At 43.6% G+C, this 21,169-nt stretch carries 19 protein-coding genes; 16 read left to right on the plus strand and 3 right to left on the minus strand.

Annotated features, from left to right (window positions below; all coding sequences use genetic code 11):
* The first annotated feature begins 168 nt into the window (after nucleotides 1-168).
* Entirely contained in the window at nucleotides 169-1,869 is a 1,701-nt protein-coding gene (locus F6K51_RS03895) for an MFS transporter (protein WP_293018178.1), read from the plus strand.
* 168 nt (nucleotides 1,870-2,037) lie between these two features.
* On the opposite strand, the gene F6K51_RS03900 is transcribed toward F6K51_RS03895, so the two are convergent.
* Nucleotides 2,038-2,292: a hypothetical protein gene (locus F6K51_RS03900; RefSeq protein ID WP_293018179.1), complete on the minus strand. Its 255-nt coding sequence runs from the start codon at nucleotides 2,290-2,292 to the stop codon at nucleotides 2,038-2,040.
* Nucleotides 2,293-2,451: 159 nt separating this feature from the next.
* On the opposite strand from F6K51_RS03900, the gene F6K51_RS03905 reads away from it, so the two are divergent.
* The 14 genes from F6K51_RS03905 (at nucleotide 2,452) to F6K51_RS03970 (ending at nucleotide 17,731) form a co-directional block, all read left to right on the plus strand.
* The gene (locus F6K51_RS03905) at nucleotides 2,452-4,746 is read left to right on the plus strand and encodes a flavin-dependent dehydrogenase (protein WP_293018180.1); all 2,295 of its coding nucleotides are present in this window, start codon (nucleotides 2,452-2,454) and stop codon (nucleotides 4,744-4,746) included.
* Between the two features lie 72 nt (nucleotides 4,747-4,818).
* On the plus strand, nucleotides 4,819-5,838 hold the full coding sequence (locus F6K51_RS03910; RefSeq protein ID WP_293018181.1) for a hypothetical protein: 1,020 nt from the start codon (nucleotides 4,819-4,821) through the stop codon (nucleotides 5,836-5,838).
* Nucleotides 5,835-6,269 (plus strand): hypothetical protein, encoded by a 435-nt coding sequence (locus F6K51_RS03915; protein WP_293018182.1) that lies wholly within the window; start codon nucleotides 5,835-5,837, stop codon nucleotides 6,267-6,269. The genes F6K51_RS03910 and F6K51_RS03915 overlap by 4 nt, the downstream gene beginning before the upstream one ends.
* A gap of 146 nt (nucleotides 6,270-6,415) precedes the next feature.
* Nucleotides 6,416-6,769 carry an ATP synthase subunit I gene (locus F6K51_RS03920; protein ID WP_293018260.1) on the plus strand — a complete coding sequence of 118 codons (354 nt, stop codon included), beginning with the start codon at nucleotides 6,416-6,418 and terminating at the stop codon, nucleotides 6,767-6,769.
* A 76-nt stretch (nucleotides 6,770-6,845) separates the two neighbouring features.
* On the plus strand, nucleotides 6,846-7,595 hold the full coding sequence (gene atpB, locus F6K51_RS03925) for a F0F1 ATP synthase subunit A (protein ID WP_293018183.1): 750 nt from the start codon (nucleotides 6,846-6,848) through the stop codon (nucleotides 7,593-7,595).
* A gap of 132 nt (nucleotides 7,596-7,727) precedes the next feature.
* Nucleotides 7,728-7,973 carry an ATP synthase F0 subunit C gene (gene atpE / locus F6K51_RS03930; RefSeq protein ID WP_070392129.1) on the plus strand — a complete coding sequence of 82 codons (246 nt, stop codon included), beginning with the start codon at nucleotides 7,728-7,730 and terminating at the stop codon, nucleotides 7,971-7,973.
* A 101-nt stretch (nucleotides 7,974-8,074) separates the two neighbouring features.
* Nucleotides 8,075-8,506 carry a F0F1 ATP synthase subunit B' gene (locus F6K51_RS03935; RefSeq protein ID WP_293018184.1) on the plus strand — a complete coding sequence of 144 codons (432 nt, stop codon included), beginning with the start codon at nucleotides 8,075-8,077 and terminating at the stop codon, nucleotides 8,504-8,506.
* A gap of 222 nt (nucleotides 8,507-8,728) precedes the next feature.
* Nucleotides 8,729-9,262 carry a F0F1 ATP synthase subunit B gene (locus F6K51_RS03940; protein WP_075898224.1) on the plus strand — a complete coding sequence of 178 codons (534 nt, stop codon included), beginning with the start codon at nucleotides 8,729-8,731 and terminating at the stop codon, nucleotides 9,260-9,262.
* On the plus strand, nucleotides 9,259-9,813 hold the full coding sequence (atpH, locus tag F6K51_RS03945) for an ATP synthase F1 subunit delta (RefSeq protein WP_293018185.1): 555 nt from the start codon (nucleotides 9,259-9,261) through the stop codon (nucleotides 9,811-9,813). Before F6K51_RS03940 ends, atpH begins: the two co-directional genes overlap by 4 nt.
* 194 nt (nucleotides 9,814-10,007) lie before the next feature.
* Nucleotides 10,008-11,525 carry a F0F1 ATP synthase subunit alpha gene (gene atpA / locus F6K51_RS03950; protein WP_293018186.1) on the plus strand — a complete coding sequence of 506 codons (1,518 nt, stop codon included), beginning with the start codon at nucleotides 10,008-10,010 and terminating at the stop codon, nucleotides 11,523-11,525.
* Nucleotides 11,526-11,861: 336 nt separating this feature from the next.
* The gene (locus F6K51_RS03955; RefSeq protein ID WP_293018187.1) at nucleotides 11,862-12,812 is read left to right on the plus strand and encodes a F0F1 ATP synthase subunit gamma; all 951 of its coding nucleotides are present in this window, start codon (nucleotides 11,862-11,864) and stop codon (nucleotides 12,810-12,812) included.
* Nucleotides 12,813-13,204: 392 nt separating this feature from the next.
* A complete protein-coding gene (locus F6K51_RS03960) occupies nucleotides 13,205-14,356 on the plus strand; it encodes an AZOBR_p60025 family cell surface glycopolymer formation protein (protein WP_365939902.1) in 1,152 nt (383 codons plus the stop codon).
* Between the two features lie 1,173 nt (nucleotides 14,357-15,529).
* Nucleotides 15,530-16,864, plus strand: a complete 1,335-nt coding sequence (locus F6K51_RS03965) for a hypothetical protein (protein ID WP_293018189.1) — start codon at nucleotides 15,530-15,532, stop codon at nucleotides 16,862-16,864.
* A gap of 315 nt (nucleotides 16,865-17,179) precedes the next feature.
* A complete protein-coding gene (locus F6K51_RS03970) occupies nucleotides 17,180-17,731 on the plus strand; it encodes a hypothetical protein (RefSeq protein ID WP_293018190.1) in 552 nt (183 codons plus the stop codon).
* A gap of 270 nt (nucleotides 17,732-18,001) precedes the next feature.
* Here F6K51_RS03970 and F6K51_RS03975 read toward each other — a convergent pair whose 3' ends face one another.
* Nucleotides 18,002-18,889 (minus strand): metal ABC transporter permease, encoded by an 888-nt coding sequence (locus tag F6K51_RS03975; protein WP_293018191.1) that lies wholly within the window; start codon nucleotides 18,887-18,889, stop codon nucleotides 18,002-18,004.
* A gap of 146 nt (nucleotides 18,890-19,035) precedes the next feature.
* Complete coding sequence (locus tag F6K51_RS03980; RefSeq protein ID WP_293018192.1) at nucleotides 19,036-19,854, minus strand: metal ABC transporter ATP-binding protein; 819 nt, start codon at nucleotides 19,852-19,854, stop codon at nucleotides 19,036-19,038.
* Nucleotides 19,855-20,173: 319 nt separating this feature from the next.
* Between F6K51_RS03980 and F6K51_RS03985 the strand changes: the two genes are divergently transcribed.
* A complete protein-coding gene (locus F6K51_RS03985; protein WP_293018194.1) occupies nucleotides 20,174-21,151 on the plus strand; it encodes a metal ABC transporter substrate-binding protein in 978 nt (325 codons plus the stop codon).
* Nucleotides 21,152-21,169 lie beyond the last annotated feature (18 nt).

Here is a 21,169-nt window from a genome sequence, read left to right on the forward strand (position 1 = left end):
CAAAAGTCGAAAACTATTCGACCATTACCAGCGGTTGTTCCGAATTTCCCAAGTTCGGAATTTCCCTACTTATACAAGAAGTCTAATGTTAGAAATGGCTTATGAGTGATTCGTTTTACTCAAAAAATCCCGATCACCACATTGCCTAGCTAAATTATCTTATCGGTTATGAGTGATGTTTCTAGTTCTGATGCCAGTAATCCTGCCCAAGTCTCCGGTGGACTCGAAAAGCTTAACTTTACCACCAAACTAGCTTATGGTGCTGGAGATATGGGTCCAGCCATGACCGCCAATCTCTTAGTCTTTTACCTCCTGCCATTTTTAACCAATGTGGCTGGTTTACCAGCGGGTTTGGCAGGGAGCATTCTGATGATTGGCAAAGTTTCCGATGCCATCAATGATCCCATGGTTGGGATTATGAGCGATCGCACTCGTTCTAGTTGGGGGCGTCGCATTCCCTGGATGCTCTTTGGGGCAATTCCGTTTGGTGTTCTGTTTTTCTTACAGTGGATTGTCCCCCACTTCAGTAATAACAATACTATCAATAACTGGTTGCTGTTTAGCTACTACCTTCTGATTGCTATTCTGTTCAACATTGCCTACACTGCAGTTAACCTACCCTACACCGCCCTAACTCCAGAACTCACCCAAGACTACAACGAACGCACTAGCCTCAACAGCTTTCGCTTTACCTTTTCCATCGGTGGCAGCATCCTAACCTTAGTTCTAGGCGGATTAATTTTTAGTGCCTATGCCGGTGATAGTGGTCAGCAATATCTAGTGCTAGGGTTAGTCACCACCTTGCTGGCGGTGGTGCCGATATTGTGGTGTGTGCTGCGCATCCAAGAACGAGGTGCACAGCCTATATTGGGAACTCAGCAGAAAAAGACTGTAGGAACTCTGCTCACCCTAATTGGACCCCTATCATTTTTCTATGGCATTGCCCGGATTATCCCAGTGACTGCCCAATTATTGGGTGCCACTAGCAACCCTGATATCACTGGTATCTTTCTCAGTCTTCTTGGTTTACTAATTACCGTCTTTGGTATAACTCTGATATTTTCTACCCCAGAACCCCACCTGAAAGATAGCTCTGCTTTCACAGAGCGCTCTGAAGCTGACACTTCAGCCTCCTTATCTTTTTTTGAGCAACTGCGGATTGTATTCAGTAACCAGCCTTTTCTATATGTGATTGGTATTTACCTGTGTTCCTGGTTAGGTGTCCAGTTAATCGGTTCTATCCTGCTTTACTTCGTAGTCAATTGGATGGGATTGCCCGAGTCTACCTTTCCCTTAGTCGCCCTTGCGGTTCAAGGTACTGCGTTATTAATGCTGTTTTTCTGGAAGATGGTCAGTGAGCGATTGGGCAAAAAAACCGCTTACTTTATGGGCACTAGTATCTGGGTTATCGCTCAAGTTGGTCTATTTTTGCTACAACCTGGTCAAGTGGCCTTAATGTACTGTTTAGCTGTTATGGCTGGTTTTGGCGTTTCTGTGGCTTATCTCATCCCCTGGTCCATGGTGCCCGATGTGATTGAACTTGATGAATTGACCACAGGTCAGCGTCGGGAAGGGATATTTTATGGCTTCATGGTTTTGCTGCAAAAACTTGGTTTAGCCCTAGGACTGTTTTTAGTCGGTATTGTCCTAGAGTGGTCAGGATTCATCTCATCTACTGCTGGGCAACCAGTCCCCACCCAACCCGATTCCGCACTGCTAGCCATCCGTATCGCTATTGGACCATTGCCAACCCTATTCTTGATTGGTGGTATAGCACTCGCTTACTTCTATCCCATCACCAAGGAATTTCATGCCCAAATTCTCTTGCAGCTACGAGAGCGTGATCAAGCTACTAGGCAAGGGGAATAGGAATTGATCGGTTCTGTTGAAGATCTAGTTTGACTCAGGAGTAGTTTTCTAAAAATAGGAATGGGTCAGCCTGGGGTTAATTTGCCAATCAATGGCAATCAATGATCAAAAAGGTAGATGCGTTATAGCTTGAGTCGTAGCAATTACGATCACCATCTTGGCTTGAGTTTAAGACGCCTGCCATTCCAATTCAGGCAGACTCTCCCAGGCTTGGACAACGAGGTCATTGAGTAATACTCTTTGTGAGTGATCAAGCCAATCGTCTTCTGCTAAGACTTCGGCAGTTAAATCGTCAAGGGACTGTCCCTCTTGACGGGCAATGTGAATGACACCAGCAATCGCCATTACCACCAGTTCTTCATCAACTGGTTGTTGACGTAGGGCGACTATTTCTTGTGGACTAGCTGGAATGGGATAATTCATACCTAACAAACAAGGGCACCCTTGACTATAACTAAACTGAAATCAATGTAAAGTATTTTTACGAATATTAAACAAGTCGATACTTGGAAGCTTAGCGTATTTTCATCACTGATTACCTCCGTCTCTCCTCTTAATGAAATTTGTGATCACATAACCCCTATGAAAGAGATTCTGTACGTAGAAATCCCTACACCAGACACAAAGACTGTGTGCCAATGGTTGCAACAGGAATGGCAGCCTAAGCTCGGGGATAAGATAATCACGCCAGATGGTATCCGTCTGCAATGGGAGACTACTCCTGATGAGAATTCTAATCACAAGACTACAGTTGCCCTATCTTTGATTCCAGAAATCTCGATTTTTGTGTGGTCTGTGCAGCGAACCACCTACCTCAAAGCCTTTCGTTGGTCCGAAAAGCCCCTGAGCGGCGAAAACCTAATTCTAAGACAGCTGACCCAAAGTCTTCGGGACCAATTCCCCTACCACTATCCAGAACCACCGGATGTAGAGTTATCTGAGCAATCCATCTTTGAAGCATTAGCACCCTATTATCCTCAGACTGTGCACTTTTTCCGGAAAATGCCTAGAGGAGAATATGACCTTAATCGAGTTTATTGGTGGGAAAAGCGCTGGCGTGAGGGGGTTCGTAACCCCCAGCAGCCCAAGCAGGTAGTGTTTAAGGGGTTGAAGGTTGAAAGTTCCCAACAGTTGAAGGTTGGCCAGTTGCAGGTTGAAGGTTCCCAACAGTTGAAGGTTGGCCAGTTGCAGGTTGAAAGTTCCCAACAGTTGAAGGTTGGCCAGTTGCAGGTTGAAAGTTCTCAAGAGTTGAAGGTTGGCCAGTTGCAGGTTGAAAGTTCTCAAAACAACCTTGGCCAAAAGGCCACGCTACGCGAACAACCAACTAACCTTCAACCAACTAACCTTCAACCTTCAACCTCTAAGTACGACGTAATCTACATCGGTGGTGCCTTGGGAGTGATCCATGCTGCAACAATGGCGCAGCGGGGTTATCGGGTATTGCTGATTGAGCGGTTAACCTTTGGGCGGATGAACCGGGAATGGAATATTTCACGGGATGAGTTTCAAAGCCTGATTGATTTGGGTTTATTTACCCCAACTGAGTTTGAAGGGATTATTGCTAGGGAATACGTTGATGGATTTAATAAGTTCTTTGATAGCAACAACCCACCCCACTTGAAAGCAGCGATATTGCACACGCCAAGGGTGCTCAATATCGCCATTGATTCTGCCAAATTTTTGCAACTGTGTGGGAAAAAGCTAAAGAGTGCTGGGGGAGAAATCTGGGATGAGACAGAGTTTATCCAAGCAACTATCACCCCAGAGGAAGTTGTGGTGGAAGTGCAACACTTACCGACTAAATCTCACCGACAAGTGAGTGGTCGTCTGTTGGTGGATGCCATGGGAACGGCTTCACCAATTGCTTGGCAACTCAATGGGGGTAGGGCGTTTAATAGTGTCTGTCCTACGGTGGGGGCTGTGATTGAGGGCTTTGAGCCTCAGGTGTGGGATCCCGATTATGGTGATGTTCTCAATAGTCATGGGGATATTTCCCGGGGACGTCAGCTGATTTGGGAGTTGTTCCCTGGTGCAGGTGAGGAATTGACAATTTATTTGTTCCATTACCATCAGATACATCCTGAGAATCCCGGCTCTTTATTAGAAATGTATGAAGATTTCTTTACTATCTTACCGGAGTACCGCCGATGTGATATAGAAAAGTTGGTGTGGAAGAAGCCAACCTTTGGGTATATTCCCGGACATTTTACGGTGGGAAGTCGCGATCGCATTGTGGCCTTTGACCGACTGGTTGCCATTGGTGATGCTGCTTCCCTTCAGTCCCCCTTGGTGTTCACTGGCTTCGGTTCCTTAGTGCGTAACCTCTATCGCTTAACCGATCTCTTGGACACTGCCTTGCGGCACAATCTTTTGAGTGTTAAGGATTTAAATCAAATTCGCGCCTATCAAAGTAATATTGCTGTGACCTGGCTCTTTTCCCAGGGGATGATGGTACCAACAGGTCGTCATCTACCACCCCAACGGATTAACGCCATGCTCAATACCTTTTTTGGGTTGTTGGCAGATGAACCACCGGAGGTACCAGATACGTTTATTAAAGACCGTTTCAGTTGGTTAACCTTTAATCGACTGGCACTCAAAGCAGCTCGGCGAAACCCTGCCCTCATCCCCTGGATTTTGGAAATGGCTGGTGCTAAGGATTTCTTGCTTTGGGTAGGCAGTTACTTAAGTTTTACTAGCAATGCCTTGGTCAGCGGGTTGCTCAAAGGTTGGTTTCCCAGTCTAGTTCGACGGTTACAGCCCTGGCTTGAAAAGCGTTCTCCACGGCTTTGGTTACAGTTGTTGGCTCAAAGTTATGCCATCACAGCTGGGATGGGGCGTCCTGAAAAAGTAAAGCGTGAGCTCAAGTTCGATTGAATACTTATCATTGAAGGTTATTCGTTAATTGTTAATTACTAATTAACAATTTTTTATTAACCAAGAATTAAAATGATGATGAGTAAAAGAAAGAGTTTAGTAATTATCTGTCTAATTTTAATCGCTGTTGTCGGTGTTGTCATTAATGTCAAACTTTTGCAAGTTTGGAACTATAACACTGAGGGACACGATATTTACTATAGCTGGGTAGAAGGGAAGCGAATTTTATCGGGGGAAAATCCCTACGCTAGAGTCTTATCGGGAAATATGAGAGAAAATCAGAAGTATGCTACGTATTTCCCCCTTTTTTATTGGCTTTCAGCATTAACTCAATTATTAGGATTCCAAGACTATTCAGACTGGATTTCCCTATGGCGACCGATATTTTTAATGGTTAATATCGGGATTGCTGGTTTAATTTTATATCATTTGTATAACCATAACCTATTTATTTTTGGCTGGTTTGCTGCTTTATTATGGTTACTGAACCGATGGACGCTTTATGTGAGTATCGACGCTAACTTAGATTTCCTAGCCATATTTTTTCTGATTCTTTCCCTGATGTTACTGCCGAAACACAAGTCCACAGCTTTCTTGATGTTTAGCTTGTCTTTAGCGATTAAACAAATTGCTATCTTTTTACTACCACTTTATCTGATTTGGGCTTGGCAATCATCAGAGGAGAATCCTGTCAAGGATACCTTTATCGCTTTGTTATTAATACTTGTTATCCCTGGGATAACGTCACTACCATTTATTTTATGGAATGCAGAAGGGTTCTTTAAATCGATTCTATTTTCAGCCACTAGAAATCCAGACGGACATGTTAATGCTCCTTCGTTAGATGGGTTAATTACATTGTCACATCCTGATTTCGTTGGGATAAAAGCTAAGTTACCAATGCTGTTGGTAATGAGTCTAGTATTTCTGAGTGCCATGAAGCGACAAATTGGAATCTATACTAGTGCTTTGCTGACCATGTCCGTATTTATAGAGTTCAATTCAGTGATATTTAACCAATATTTTTGTTGGGTGGTACCTTTGTTGCCTCTCGCTAGTTGCGAGATACTTCTTAAGAAGTACGCCAAATGAGATATCCTTCCGTTAAACGCGATGCTCGGTACGAGCCGCTACGCGATCGCATCAGGATCTCAATAGCGAAACCCAACAAAACCATTGCCAATGTTGGGTTTAGCTACCGCTCCACCGCTGCCTATCTAAAATCAAGGGTTTTAGGAGTAAAGTCAGTCAATCACCGTCTAGCACTAGCCCCCTGCCCCCTCAAGGGTGGAGCTATACACACCAAGTGCGGACCTCAAGGACTCACAGAAAATCATGGATGTGGTGAGCCTAAGTCTGCAAGCTTAGTTTGTGTAGTCGCTACCTATGGGTTACATGCACCCATCCCTTGCCCCATTTATCATCACCCTGTCAGCCGAAACCCTTACTTATACCGCACTTCCGAGGAATTAGTTATTTTTCTACCAGATTTGTTAAGTATTGTGACCTTTCCCATGATATGATTACCTCTGGTTTGTGAAAACAAGCCAGATGACTGGACTAGCATTTGCTGCTACCGGTGAACTTGTCAGATGACCCTCTTGAGAAACCATTGACCATGGAGGAAAACACGCAAACAAGTTACTTGTCCCCTTCAACGAGTTCGTCAATGCAGGAGTATTACCAACTCAAACAAACTCTGTTGTTGGTCACCCTAGTCGCGACAGGGATTATTTTCATCTGTGTGTGGCTGGTTTACTCCCTCAACATTGCCTTAAATTATTTGATCGGGGCGTGTACTGGTATGGTTTACTTGAGAATGTTGGCTAAAGACGTAGAGCGGCTAAGCCAACAAAATAGGCGTCCGAGCATGGCTCGGTTTGCGGTTTTTATTGGGATAATTGTAGTAGCCAGTCAATGGCAAAAATTACAAATACTTCCTATATTTTTAGGGTTTCTGACGTACAAAGCCGCAATTATCGTCTATATCCTGCAAAGCCTACTAAATCCTACCTCTAAGTAAGATTTATTTAAGTCGGATTTCTTGGTAGGATAAACAGACGTTTCACCCTTGACAGAAATCTGGGTAAATCTCCAGAATGGAAATGATAAATTCTTTAAACGTTCTGAATTCTTTACCCCTTGCTTCCTTAGAAGTTGGTGAACACTTTTATTGGCGGATTGGCAATTTAACATTACACGGTCAGGTTTTTCTCACCTCCTGGGTAGTGATTGCTATTCTGGTAGTAGCTTCCCTTGCGGCAACTCGAAATGTCCAAATGGTTCCTGGCGGTATCCAAAATTTGATGGAGTACGCCCTAGAATTTTTGAGGGATTTAGCGAAAAACCAGCTGGGGGAAAAAGAATATCGCCCTTGGGTACCTTTTATCGGTACACTGTTTTTGTTTATCTTCGTGTCAAACTGGTCAGGAGCCCTCATTCCTTGGAGTATTATCGAGCTCCCATCCGGTGAGCTGGCGGCTCCTACCAATGACATCAATACCACCGTTGCTTTAGCCTTACTAACATCGTTGGCGTATTTTTACGCTGGTTTGAGCAAGAAGGGTTTAGGTTACTTCGCTGGCTATATTCAGCCAATACCAATCCTCTTGCCGATCAAGATTTTAGAAGACTTCACCAAACCCCTCTCCCTAAGCTTCCGTTTATTTGGCAATATTCTGGCAGATGAACTGGTAGTAGCCGTGTTGGTGCTGCTAGTGCCTCTGTTTATCCCGTTGCCAATTATGGCGCTAGGTCTATTTACCAGTGCAATTCAAGCCCTGGTCTTCGCTACCTTGGCAGCTGCCTACATTCACGAGGCAATAGAAGTCGAAGGCGAAGAACATTAAGGGATAACCTTATGATGGGAATGGCACGGTAGCCTTAAATTAGGAATAGTTGGAATTGATCACTCCTTCGGAGAATCCTTCTGACTAGTAGCTCTCTATTTTGTTCTTTACTCACGGATAAGAAAAATCATCATGGATCCAATCATTGCTGCTGCTTCAGTTGTCGCTGCTGCTCTCGCTGTCGGTTTAGCTGCTATCGGCCCTGGTATCGGTCAAGGAAATGCTGCTGGTCAAGCTGTAGAAGGTATTGCTCGTCAGCCGGAAGCTGAAGGAAAAATTCGCGGTACTCTCCTGTTAACCTTGGCATTCATGGAATCCCTGACTATCTATGGTCTGGTAATTTCTCTGGTACTGCTGTTTGCTAACCCATTTTCTTAGAACCTGATACTTTATGTAGAGACGTTGCAGGCAACGTCTCTACATGGTAGGTCTGATAAGGTGAATTGTTCGGTTTTATTCCGATTTGGGATTTGTAAAAAATGTTTGATTTTGATGCTACTCTGCCTCTGATGGCATTGCAGTTTCTGGTTTTGACAGTTGTATTAAATACCATATTCTATAAGCCACTGACAAAAACGCTGGATGAGCGTGACGAATACATCCGGAATCAGGAATCTGATGCCAAAAAACGCTTGTCTAAAGCCGAAGAAATGGCTAAAGAGTATGAAGAACAGTTGGGTCAAGCCCGGAAGCAGTCTCAAGCTGTGATCGCTTCTGCTCAAGAAGATGCCAGAAAAATGGCAGCTCAAGCGATCGCTGAAGCCCAACAAGAAGCTCAGGCTGAACGAGCAAAAGCTCAAGAAGAGATTGATCAACAAAAACAGCAAGCAATGGCTTCCCTCGAACAACAAGTGGATGATCTATCTGGCCAAATTTTAGAAAAATTGTTAGGGCCAGCGTTAGTAAGATAAATGGTGGCGTCTTGACCGCCTGACCCATATATTTACTAAAACTCCTAAGAGATTGGCGATGTGGGAGTACTGTCAAACTATTTCAAACTATTAATTATCTTGAGATAATTGTCTTGAGATAATTGTCTTGAAATAATTGTCTTGAGATAATTATCTTGAGAGTAGGTGGACAGGTCATAGCTTAGCAAGATTATGCGTTCAAAACAATTGTAAACGGATATGATGGGGAATTTAGTATTATTGGCAACAGAAGCTCATGGAGAAGGTGGTTTTGGATTAAACTTTAATATTCTTGAAACCAACCTAATCAACCTGAGTATTTTGTTGGGAGTACTCTACTACTTCGGAAGCAAATTAGTGGGAAACATTTTGAGTGAGCGACGCTCAAAAATTGAACAGGCGATTAAAGAAGTAGAAGCTCGTCAAAGACAAGGAGCCGAAGCCTTAGCAGATCAACAGCAGAAGTTAGCTCAAGCCCAAGTCGAGGCAGAAAACATTCGTGCTGCAGCAGAAGTTAATGCTAAAGCAGCTAAAGAGGCAATTTTGGCCGCTTCGGCTCAAGAGATTGAACGGATGAAAGAATCAGCAGTTCAGGATTTGAACTCGGAAAGGGAACGAGCCATGGCCGAACTACGCCAGCGAGTTGCTACTATGGCAATGGCTAAGGTTGATTCCCAACTAAGAGAGACATTAGATAATTCCGCTCAACAACAATTAATTGACCGCAACATCGCTCTGTTGGGAGGTGGCTCATGAAAGGTGGTTTTTTGAGTGGCCAAGTACTCGAACCTTATGCAGAAGCGTTGCTCGATTTGGCTAAGTCCGATAACGAACTCAAAGGCAAACTGAGTGAGGATGTAGATACTCTGCTGAGTCTTTTGAAAGAATCGCCACAATTGCAGGAGTTTTTAGGCTCTCCTGTGGTCAGAGCTGAGGATAAAATCGGGGTCTTGCAACAAATTGCTGGGGACCAACTTCACCCCTACACCATGAATTTTTTGAGGATTCTAGTAGACCGTGGGCGCATTGCGTTTTTGGAAGGCATTTGCCTGAAGTACCAAGAACTTCTCAGAGAGTTAGATCAAACTGTTTTGGCTGAGGTGAGTTCAGCAATAGAACTTTCTGAAGCTCAGCAAGAATCAGTTCGTGAGAAAGTTAAGTCCCTCACGGGAGCCAATCAGGTAGAACTGGATACAAAAATTGACCCGGATGTAATTGGTGGTGTGATCATTAAAGTCGGGTCTGAGATATTTGATGCCAGTCTAAAAGGACAACTCCGTCGCATCGGTATGGCTCTGACCAGTTGAAGTACGTCACGTTGGTTGTTCGCCCCGTAGTCGGTGTAGGGTAAGTTAGTTGGTTCTCTGAGGCTTACCTTTTAGGGTAGGTTAGTTGGTTAAAGATTAACCCCTTGGGACATAACCTTGAACAGTCAACAGTCAACAGTCAACAGTTAATAGTTAACAGTAAACAATTAGTTAGTTAACGATAAAAACACATCATGATTAGCATTAGACCAGACGAAATTAGCAGCATTATTCGGCAGCAAATTCAAGGATATAACCAAGGTTTTGCCGTTTCCAACGTTGGAACGGTTTTGCAAGTTGGTGATGGTATTGCCCGGATTTATGGCTTGGAAAAGTGCATGGCTGGGGAACTGCTGGAGTTTGAAGATGGCACCGTTGGCATTGCCCAGAACTTAGAACAGGACAATGTGGGTGCAGTGCTGATGGGGGATGGTTTAAATATCCAGGAAGGTAGCTCGGTTACTGCTACTGGTAAAATTGCTCAGGTACCCGTCGGAGAGGCACTGATTGGTCGGGTAGTTGATGGCTTGGGTCGTCCCATTGATGGTAAGGGGGACATTCAAAGCACTGAATCCCGTCTGGTGGAATCCATGGCTCCAGGGATTATTGCGCGGCGTTCAGTTTGTGAACCCATGCAAACGGGAATCACCGCTATTGACGCTATGATTCCCGTTGGACGCGGTCAGCGGGAGTTGATTATCGGTGACCGACAAACCGGGAAAACTGCTATTGCTGTAGACACAATCATCAACCAGAAACAGGAAGATGTAATTTGTGTCTATGTTGCTATTGGTCAGAAGGCATCTACGGTAGCCCAAGTGGTGAATACCCTCCAGGAAAAAGGAGCATTAGACTACACTGTGGTCGTGGCAGCGAACGCCAATGACCCAGCTACTCTACAGTTCTTGGCTCCCTACACTGGTGCCTCGATTGCCGAGTACTTTATGTACAACGGTAAGGCAACCCTAGTGATTTATGATGACTTGTCTAAGCAAGCTCAAGCCTATCGCCAGATGTCCCTACTGCTGCGCCGTCCACCAGGACGGGAAGCTTATCCAGGAGATGTGTTCTACGTCCACTCCCGGTTGTTGGAACGGGCAGCAAAACTGAATGATGAACTAGGTGGTGGTAGTATGACCGCACTGCCTATTATTGAAACTCAGGCTGGTGACGTATCAGCTTACATCCCGACTAATGTAATTTCTATTACTGATGGTCAAATCTTCCTCTCCTCTGACCTATTTAACTCTGGTGTCAGACCAGCGATTAACCCTGGTATCTCAGTGTCACGGGTAGGTTCTGCGGCCCAAACCAAGGCCATGAAGAAAGTGGCTGGTAAGTTGAAGCTAGAACTAGCCCAGTTTGACGACTTGCAAGCTTTTGCTCAGTTTGCCTCCGACTTGGATGCCGCTACCCAAGCTCAGTTGGCTCGGGGTCAGCGTTTACGGGAAGTGTTGAAGCAACCTCAGAATTCCCCCCTAGCTGTGTTTGAGCAAGTGGCAATCGTTTACGCTGGACTCAATGGCTATCTAGATGATGTGCCTACTGATAAGGTGACAACTTTTACTCAGGGACTGCGGGAGTACTTGAAAACCAGCAAGCCAGAGTACGTTGAGATCATCAAAAAGGAGAAGAAGCTCACTGATGAAGCCGAAAGCATTCTAAAGGAAGCGATCGCAGAATACAAACAGACCTTCCTAGTCTCCGCTTAACAGGTTAAAGATTAGTTTCGGTTGCAGGTTAGTTTCCGTTGCAGGTTGCAGGTTAGTAGGTTGCAGGTTAGTAGGTTGCAGGTTGCAGGTTAGTAGGTTGCAGGTTAGTAGGTTGCAGGTTCTATAAAAAACAGTCAACCTTAAACCTTAAACCTTCAACCTACCCTTCACCGAACGCCTTTGGCGAACAACCTTTTTGAATTAAGAATTTAGAATGCAGAATGTAGAATTCTTAATTCTTAATTCTTAATTCTACATTCGCGCATTCTGCATTCTGACAAACAACCTTCAACCCGAGACAAATTTAACCCTTCATCCTTCATCCTTGAACAGATTATGCCTAATCTAAAAGATATTCGCGATCGCATTAAGTCAGTCAAAAATACCCGGAAAATCACCGAAGCGATGCGCCTTGTGGCTGCGGCTAAGGTACGTCGTGCTCAACAACAGGTAACTGCCACCCGTCCCTTTGCTGACCGCTTAACACAAGTTCTCTACGGTTTGCAAAACCGGATGCAGTTTGAAGATGCCAATCTCCCCCTACTAAAAGAACGGGAAATCAAGAATGTAGGCTTGCTCGTCGTTTCAGGGGATAGAGGACTATGTGGCGGTTACAATACTAACGTGATCAAGCGTGCCGAAAACCGTGCAAAGGAACTACAGGAGAAAGGGGTTGGCTACAAATATGTGCTAGTTGGACGAAAAGCTATTCAGTACTTCGAGCGCCGCGACCAGCCAATTGATGCCAAGTACACCGGTTTAGAACAGATTCCCACAGCATCAGAAGCATCTATGATTGCTGACCAACTCCTCTCCCTGTTTCTGTCTGAAACCGTAGACCGGGTGGAGTTGATATACACCAAATTCGTCTCATTGATTAGTTCTCGACCTGCGGTTCAAACTCTGCTACCCCTAACAGCTAAGGGACTAGAATCACAGGATGATGAAATCTTCAGATTAACAACTAAAGGTGGTGAGTTCAAGGTGGAACGGGAGGTAGTCACAAGGGAAACTACCGAGACTTTCCCCCGTGACATGATCTTTGAACAAGACCCCGTCCAAATCCTGGATGCCCTGTTGCCTTTATATCTAAATAACCAGTTACTACGGGCATTACAAGAGTCAGCAGCTAGTGAACTGGCTTGTCGGATGACAGCAATGAGTAATGCTAGTGATAATGCTTCGGAACTGACTGGTAAACTAACCCTAACCTACAACAAGGCACGGCAAGCCGCAATTACCCAGGAAATTCTGGAAGTTGTGGGTGGTGCTGAAGCACTCGGTTAATTTCATTTCATTTAATTTTTTTTATCATCAGCTGCAAAGATTACCTGCGTCTGGAATTAACCAGGCGCATTTTTAATTTTTGCTAATTTGATCAGCAATTATAGTGTTTGTTAAGAAAGGGAATATCGGGTTATATCATATTACTATAGCAATTATTATAGCTATGAGGTACAAAGCGATCCCCCTAAATCCCCCTTAAAAAGGGGGACTTTGAGGTTGAGAAGCGTACCTCATAAATGCAATAAAAGCTATATAATCAGTTATCAAAAAACTGAGCTTCCTTCTTGTAGGTAATCTCCCTTATCATCGCCTGTTCCCTGTTCCCTGTTGCCTGTTACCTGTTCCCTATTATCTACTAATTATAAGTGTTCAACCGAAAATGATATTAGGTCATGAAACAATTATGGAATCGGCAGCCTATTGAGATTAGGCATACAATATTGGCTGCTATTTTAGTATTAGTTATAGTAAGTTTCTTTTATTTTGTAAAATTTGAAGGGAACATTACTGGCTTTTTCAGAATTGGGTCACTATTTCCTATTTCTCCTTATCTCAATAGTCAGAAAGTATTGATTTATCAGGGAGAGCAGGGATATGATGGTCAACAGTTTCTGAGTATTGCCCTCGATCCATGGTTAGAAAACTCAGGGACAATAGAAGCCATTACTCCTCCGCAATATCGCTACAGAAGAATTCTGTATCCACTGCTAGGTTATCTATTAGGTTTTGGGAATCCCCAGCTAATTCCCTACGCAATGGTTGGGATTAACTGTCTAGCTATTATTCTCATAGTATTTGTGAGTAGTTTATATTTCAAACGATATAGTGGTAGAACTTGGCACTCACTCCTGGTTCTTTCTATACCAGGAGTTTGGATGGTTTTATCCCTTTCAACAGCTGATTTAATCAGTAGCTTGCTGCTGGTAACAGCTATCTATTTTTATCGCAATGAAAAACCGATTTACACAGCAATAGCGATCGCAGCTGCTTGTCTGACGCGGGAGACAATGCTATTAATGTGGTTGGCAATTTTATTAACCAGTATATGGGAACGCAAAGGTCGGCAGCTGCAACATCTATTATGGGCTTGGATACCAGTAGCTGGGTGGGCTATCTATGTTTTCTATCATCTAGAGGCTCAAGAGAATCTAGAAGGTAGTGAAAATTTTGGCTACCCCCTATTTGGCATAGGTCAAAAGCTGATTAATAGTCTCACAGGAGGACTAGGGGTAAAAAACCTGTTTGAAGCTTACTCATTTGCCTTATTAATAGCAGCTTTTGTAGTTACTATACTGCTAGCCAGTCAGTCCCTGCGGCAAAACAAAGTTATCCTAATCAGTGCAATTATTTATGCTGTGCTATTTTCAATGACTAGCATGACTATCTTAGGGTATTATTTGGATTATTCTCGTGTATACCTAGATATCTATTTCTTACTATTACTCAGTACCAGTTACTCAAAACGCTATGTAAACTATTTAAAAAATATCGTCATGGCTGGTGCCAGCTTGGCAAGCATCACCTATTTACTTGCCCATTCGTGAAACAGCGGAAATTCGTAAGCTATCAGCTATCAGCTAATGCGCTACGCCCACGCTACGCGAATAGGTTTTTAAGAAAAGAGGTAAGCATTAGTTTAATCTGAGTTAAGTCTGCTGAGGAGTGACAGCTTACGGCACATCAAGTAGCTTTCGCGTAGCGCATATGCTTACATTTTCATTAATCTATCAACATTAAATTATCCCTAAACAGGTTTATGTTAAGCTGACGGCTGACAGCTGACGGAAATTGTTTAAAGAAAACTCCAACAAAGAAAAAAACTTACTTAGATAGCTTCTTTCATCGCGCTGTAATTATATATTAGACCTCTTGCATAAGTCTCATAAACCGTGGGTGTTGACAAGGCAAAAGGCAAGAGGAAAGAGGCAAAAGGGATAGATTTTGCTTTCATAACCACTGTCAATGTGATCACTGTGGACAGATTACAAAAGCCCCAAGAGAATCCCAGATAGTTTCTGGACAGGATTTGGAATAAGAGCTGCAAGGATTTATCGAAGGATTATAGCCCACATTTTAGATCTCATTAAATTCTTAATTCGTAATTAGTGATTTGTAGTTAATTGAAAATTATAAGCATTAATTATCACTAAAAACAAGCAAAGACAGCATTTTTAATAACTCTCATATGTGCTCGAACCATTAATAATTAAATTCGCCACGGGTCTCACCTCAGGTAAACAGGATTTTTTCCTTTTGCCCTCTGAACTCTTACCTGCTTCCTGCTCCCTAAAACCCAATAATTTGTACCTGGCCGAATTGCAAAACGCTGTAAATGCTGTAAAGGACATAAATGATCATCCAATTAAAGCTTTTTATAAATTATCTAAGTGAAGTAAATTTATTTCACAACATCTTTAACTAATCGATACGTAGAATTATGCTGATTTTATAATCAATAGCAATTTTTTCGCTTATTCTGAATCTATAAATTCAAACATTCAGCCATCAGCTAACGCCCTAGGGGCATCTACGCTGACTATATATCAGCCCTTGCCTGAGCTGAATGTTTACCTTTTTTCAGAAAAAGGGAAAATTTAACTTGATTAACCATTAGAGGCTGAAAACCACTGTAGTTTTCAGATACAACCTCAGATACTACCCAGGTGTGCATTACATAGCAACTTACGATTAATTAATTAATTAAGGAGGGAACATCAATGGTTTCTAATGATAACTTTGCCGACCGGATATCCTTAAACGGTACACCAGTTAGTACCACAGGCACTAACGTGAGTTTCACTGGGGAGCCAGGTGAGCCGGATCATGCAGAAGTTAGCAGCCCGTTAAATTCTGCTTGGTGGTCTTGGACAGCTGCCGCTGATGGTATCGCGACCATTGATACTTTTGGGAGTGACTACGACACTAGCCTAGCAGTCTATACCGGTTCAGCAGTTAACAGCTTAACTGAAATTGCCAGTAATGATGATAATGGCATGAGTTTTCAAAGCGCAGTTCAATTTACCGTTACCGCTGGTACAACCTACCAAATTGCTGTTGATGGCTTTTCGTCCAACACAGGCTTGATTGATCTCAACATCAACTTAGATGAGGGAGCATCAATCGTTTCTAATGATAACTTTGCCGACCGGATATCGTTAAACCGTACATCAGTTAGTACTACAGGCAATAGTCTGGGTTTCACTGGGGAGCCAGGTGAGCCGGATCATGCAGGCATTAGCAGCCCGTTAAATTCTGGTTGGTGGTCTTGGACAGCTGCCGCTGATGGTATCGTGACCATTGATACTTTTGGGAGTAACTACGACACTAGCCTAGCAGTCTACACTGGTTCAGCAGTTAACAGCTTAACTGAAATTGCCAGTAATGATGATAGCATGAGTTTTCAAAGCGCAGTTCAATTTACCGTTACCGCTGGTACAACCTACCAAATTGCTGTTGATGGCTTTTCATCCAGCACAGGCTTGATTGATCTCAACATCAACTTAGATATTGATGACACTCTGATTTCGGGAACATCAAACGATGATACCCTGTTCGGCACTGTCGAAAACGATCAGATTGAGGGTTTGGCTGGCAATGACACAATCTTTGGTAGTGAGGGAATTAATACCCTTCTCGGGGGTGATGGTAATGACCTAATCTACGGTGGTTCACAGCTGGATGTGATTCGCGGTGGTAGCGGTAACGATACCATCTTCGCCAGTGAGGGTAATAATGAAATCTTTGGTGGTTCTGGTGATGACATCATCTATTCTGGCTCTGGCAATGATTTGATTAATAGTGGCAGTGGTAACGATACCCTGTGGCTAGGGGGTGGTGAGGATCTAATTATCCTCGAAACCGGTAATGGCTTTGATACTATCAATAACTTCCAGCTTGGTCTAACTACCTTTGATGCAGGCGATAGTAGTCAGCTGAACATCATTGATGGTGCTAATGGTGCCGAAATCTCGAGCGGGGGAGACCTCTTGGCTGTGGTGCGTTTCACTCAAGCTAGCACTCTCATTGATAATCTCTCTGAGGTGTTTGTCTAGGGTTTTTCTGCAAGCCTGCGGTGGAGCAAAGCTTACCCGAGTATAAAATCATTTTTTAATTAGCATAGTGCGTCTGAGTGAACTCAGGCGCATTTTTGATCAGGGTTGGTCTGCCCAGGGCTTTTGTTAAAAAATATTACAAAAATCGGACCTTTTGTAGAAAAAAGGCAAATTTAGTTTGATTAACTATTGGAGGCTGAAAAACACAGCAGTTTTTAGATACAGCCTCATACACCACCTCAGATGTAACTTCAGATACAGCCGAGGTGTGGGTTACATAGCAACTGAGGATTCCTTATTAAGGAGGAAACATCAATGAATTCTATCAATAATATCACAGGAACAGCAGGTGATGATAACCTGTTTGGCACTGTCGAAAATGATCGCATTGACGGTTTGGCTGGCAATGACAGGATCTTTGGTAGTGAGGGAGTTAATTCCCTTTTCGGCGGTAGTGGCAATGACGAAATCTTTGGTGGTTCAGAGCGGGATCTGATTAGCGGTGGTAGCGGTAACGATACCATCTTCGGCAGTGAGGGTGATAATGTAATCTATGGTGGTTCTGGTAATGACGTCATCTATTCTGGCTCTGGCGATGATTACATTCGCAGTGGCAGTGGTTACGACACCCTGTGGCTAGGGGGTGGTGAGGATCGAATTGTCCTCGACACCGGCAATGGATATGATACCGTCAACAACTTCCAGCTTGGTCTAACTACCTTTGATGTTGCCAATCCTTATCATCTGAGCATCGTTGATGGTCAGGATGGTGCTGAAATCTTTAGCGGCGGAGACCTCCTGGCTGTGGTGAGTTCGACTCAAGCTAGTACTCTCTACGACAATTTCAATGAGGTGTTTGTCTACTAGGGTTTTTCTGTAAGCCTGCGGTAGAGCAAAGCTTGCCGGAGCATAAAATCATTTTTTTGCAGAATTATTGTTAGATGAGGAGAGGAAGATCACCGAAGTATAATTAGGTGATATTCCTCTTCTTTCCCTTGTTGCGATTTTCACCAATGAATGATATTATGTCCAGATAATTAGTAAGAAAAAACCATCTCCGATTAAATCTTACTCCCTTCCTTCACCATAACTGCCTTCCTTTTTGGCCGTGCGCGAACCACAATCCCATACCATATATCAACGCCACAACCTCTTAATTTCCTGCCAAATTTGTGATTGTCCTAACTGAGTATTTGGATGAGTTAAAACTCCCTGACTGGGACTAAATAAAAATGCCAGCATAAATAAACCAAAAGCTACTAAAACAATTGCTGGTCCAGAAGGCAGATTAAAAAAATAACTCAGGTACATACCAGTAATACTAGCTACTACCCCAAGGGCTGAACCCAAAATCATCATCTGGTGTAACCGATGGACTAATAAGTAAGCTGTTGCTCCTGGTGTGATTAACATCGCTAGCACCAAGATCACTCCAACTCCTTTGAGGCTAGCGACAATGGTCAAGGCAATCAAAATCATCAGACCAAAGTTTAGCAAGTTGGTTGGTAAACCTGCTGCTTTTGCCCCTAAGGGATCAAAGGTATAATACATTAATTCTTTGTACAGCAGGAGAATAATTGATAGTACAATCGCGGTGATAATGGCTGTATTGATCACTTCTTCATTGGTGACACTCAGAATATTACCGAATAGGAAGTGATTGAGGTCAATTTTGTTATCTTTCTGAATCACGGTAATTAAGGTGATGCCTAGGGCAAAGAAAGCGGAAAACACAATCCCCATGGCGGCATCTTCTTTAATTTGCGATCGCGTCCGGATCCAAGTAATCACGACAGTGCTAACCACCCCAGCAATAAACGCTCCTACAAAAATGTCAGCACCGATCATAAATGCGATCGCTAATCCCGGTAGTACAGAATGACTGATAGCATCTCCGAGTAAGGCAAGTCGCTGTACCATGAGGTAGCTACCAACTGCGGCACAAACGATGCCCACTAATACCGCAGTAATTAGCGATCGCTGCATAAACCCATAGTGCAACGGCTCAATTAAAACCTCTAACATATAGCATTTTTAGGTGAGATGTCAACATAAGATTGATGGTAAAAGGGAACAGGGAACAGGGAACAGGGAACAGTATAAAAGAGCAATAGTAATATTTTTTTGTGCTATCATAAATCAGCTTTAGCATGCATGGCTTTTGCCTTCTTTCACTTTACAGCAACTGGATCTAACCAAAAAACGACTTGACCACCATAAGCCTGTTGCATATTAGCTGCACTCAATACCTCTTGCCTAGAGCCACTAGCAATTAACTCCCGATTCAACAAAATCAAATCATCAAAATTCCTGATCGCTTCTCCCAAATCATGGTGAACGACTAGCACAATTTTTCCGGCATCGGCGAGTTGATGGAGGATAGTAAAAATTACAGCTTCAGTTTTTTTGTCAATACCAGCCATCGGTTCATCAAAACAGAATATATCTGCTTGTTCAGCTAATGCTTTAGCCAGAAAGACGCGCTGCTGCTGTCCTCCCGATAGCTGTCCAATCGGACGATTGCGGTAATCACTCATGCCAACTTGTTCGATGGCATCCGCTGCGATCCGCCGGGATACCGTGGAAAAGCGACGAAACCATCCTGTTTTCCGGACTCTACCCATTAGCACAACATCCCAGACAGTGGCGGGATAAGTCCAGTCAATTTGCGTCCGCTGTGGCATATAAGCCACATTTTCTAACTTTTCTATCAACGGTTTTCCCTGATACATAGCAAAGCCCGTGGCAGTGGGAACTAACCCCAGCATGGCTTTCATCAAAGTACTTTTCCCTGCACCATTCGGACCAATAATTCCGGTTAATCGTCCTGGTTTGATCTCACAGTTGATATCCCTGAGTGCTTCTACTAAGCGGTAGTGTACACCCAGTTGCCTTAGGGTAATGGTTCCTGTCTGGGACAGATTACTATATCCAGCTTGGTGTTTCCTCTTAGGAGAAGCAAGGTGATGAACCGAGGCAGCATCTGGCATAGAGGGTTCCGGAAACAAAAAATGATACAAATATGAAAATAGTTTATCATGAAAAATGAAAAGAATATGATAGGATTTATGCTGCAAACCCACTTTGTTAGCCATGTAGCGCCTTCATGAGGCGGTTTCCAGGCCAGTTGCTCATGGTGCATGGGTCTGTGTGGGTCACCTGGGTCCGCACCTTGAAAGCCCCGTGGAACGCCAGTTGCTCATGGGGGGAACCCCCATGACCGGGCTGGATCGCTGTTTCAATCCCCTGAATTCCTTCGTGGGGTATTTTTGAATTTTGAATTGATAATTTTGAATTGGAGCGAAGCGGTTGAGAGTAATTATTCAGTCTCACAGTAGAAAGCGCCAATGGTGGCTGACAGTAGTAATCATTTTAGGAGTCTGGATCAGTGGGTGTGATACCACCGGAACAAACCAGAGTGGTATTGATGGCGATGATAAGCCCAATGTAGTTACCACTAGCACTATCATTACCGACTGGACGAAACAAGTAGGAGGAGATGAAATTGAACTGACGGGTATCCTAAAACCCGGAGCAGATCCCCATGTCTATGAGCCAGTCCCAGCAGATACTATTGCGTTGGAACAAGCTAATCTGATTTTATACAATGGCTACAATCTGGAACCAGCACTAATTAAGCTGATTAAGTCTGCTGGGGTTAACATCAAGAGCTTTGCGGTTGGGGAAGTGGTGTCACCCTTGGATTTTGAATACGAAGGAAAGAAGGAACCGGATCCTCATGTTTGGGGAGATGCTAAAAATGCGATCGCAATGGTGAATGCCATTCGGGATCAGTTGATTGAACTCTCACCGGAGGACAAGGAAGAATTTACCAAGAATGCAGCACAGCTAACTGCTGAATTAAAAAAGCTTGATGCTTGGATTCTCCAGCAGATTCAAACTATTCCTCAGAAGCACCGCTACCTAGTCACAACTCATGATGCTTTTCAATATTATGCTAGTGCCTATGGGATACCAGTAGCTGGAAGCTTAATTGGCATGAGTACTGAGGAACAACCCAGTGCTCAGACTGTCAAGGGTTTGGCAGACGCTATCAAAAAAATTGGGGTTCCGGCGATTTTTGCGGAAACCACGATCAACCCAGCTTTGATCAACACTGTGGCCCAGGAAGCTGGAGTGAAGTTAGCCCCACAAGAATTATACTCTGATTCCTTAGGTGTACCAGGTAGTGAAGCTGATACTTACATCAAAATGTTAATCACTAATACTCACACAGTTGTGGAAGCATTAGGAGGGAACTATCAAACGTTTAATCCAGTTGACTAATGTAGTTTACTAATGCAG

Origin of the sequence: Moorena sp. SIO3I8, assembly GCF_010692325.1 — a bacterium.
GTDB lineage: Bacteria > Cyanobacteriota > Cyanobacteriia > Cyanobacteriales > Coleofasciculaceae > Moorena.

Bases quoted from the DNA above. Each gene is read 5' to 3' on its own strand.
- F6K51_RS03940 (WP_075898224.1), top strand. From the start codon at position 8,729: ATGGGGAATTTAGTATTATTGGCAACAGAAGCTCATGGAGAAGGTGGT.
- F6K51_RS03905 (WP_293018180.1), top strand. From the start codon at position 2,452: ATGAAAGAGATTCTGTACGTAGAAATCCCTACACCAGACACAAAGACT.
- F6K51_RS03920 (WP_293018260.1), top strand. From the start codon at position 6,416: ATGCAGGAGTATTACCAACTCAAACAAACTCTGTTGTTGGTCACCCTA.
- F6K51_RS03965 (WP_293018189.1), top strand. From the start codon at position 15,530: ATGGTTTCTAATGATAACTTTGCCGACCGGATATCCTTAAACGGTACA.
- atpE (WP_070392129.1), top strand. From the start codon at position 7,728: ATGGATCCAATCATTGCTGCTGCTTCAGTTGTCGCTGCTGCTCTCGCT.
- F6K51_RS03915 (WP_293018182.1), top strand. From the start codon at position 5,835: ATGAGATATCCTTCCGTTAAACGCGATGCTCGGTACGAGCCGCTACGC.
- F6K51_RS03900 (WP_293018179.1), bottom strand. From the start codon at position 2,292: ATGAATTATCCCATTCCAGCTAGTCCACAAGAAATAGTCGCCCTACGT.
- F6K51_RS03955 (WP_293018187.1), top strand. From the start codon at position 11,862: ATGCCTAATCTAAAAGATATTCGCGATCGCATTAAGTCAGTCAAAAAT.
- F6K51_RS03970 (WP_293018190.1), top strand. From the start codon at position 17,180: ATGAATTCTATCAATAATATCACAGGAACAGCAGGTGATGATAACCTG.
- atpH (WP_293018185.1), top strand. From the start codon at position 9,259: ATGAAAGGTGGTTTTTTGAGTGGCCAAGTACTCGAACCTTATGCAGAA.
- F6K51_RS03895 (WP_293018178.1), top strand. From the start codon at position 169: ATGAGTGATGTTTCTAGTTCTGATGCCAGTAATCCTGCCCAAGTCTCC.
- F6K51_RS03980 (WP_293018192.1), bottom strand. From the start codon at position 19,854: ATGCCAGATGCTGCCTCGGTTCATCACCTTGCTTCTCCTAAGAGGAAA.
- atpB (WP_293018183.1), top strand. From the start codon at position 6,846: ATGGAAATGATAAATTCTTTAAACGTTCTGAATTCTTTACCCCTTGCT.
- F6K51_RS03935 (WP_293018184.1), top strand. From the start codon at position 8,075: ATGTTTGATTTTGATGCTACTCTGCCTCTGATGGCATTGCAGTTTCTG.
- atpA (WP_293018186.1), top strand. From the start codon at position 10,008: ATGATTAGCATTAGACCAGACGAAATTAGCAGCATTATTCGGCAGCAA.
- F6K51_RS03975 (WP_293018191.1), bottom strand. From the start codon at position 18,889: ATGTTAGAGGTTTTAATTGAGCCGTTGCACTATGGGTTTATGCAGCGA.
- F6K51_RS03910 (WP_293018181.1), top strand. From the start codon at position 4,819: ATGATGATGAGTAAAAGAAAGAGTTTAGTAATTATCTGTCTAATTTTA.
- F6K51_RS03960 (WP_365939902.1), top strand. From the start codon at position 13,205: ATGAAACAATTATGGAATCGGCAGCCTATTGAGATTAGGCATACAATA.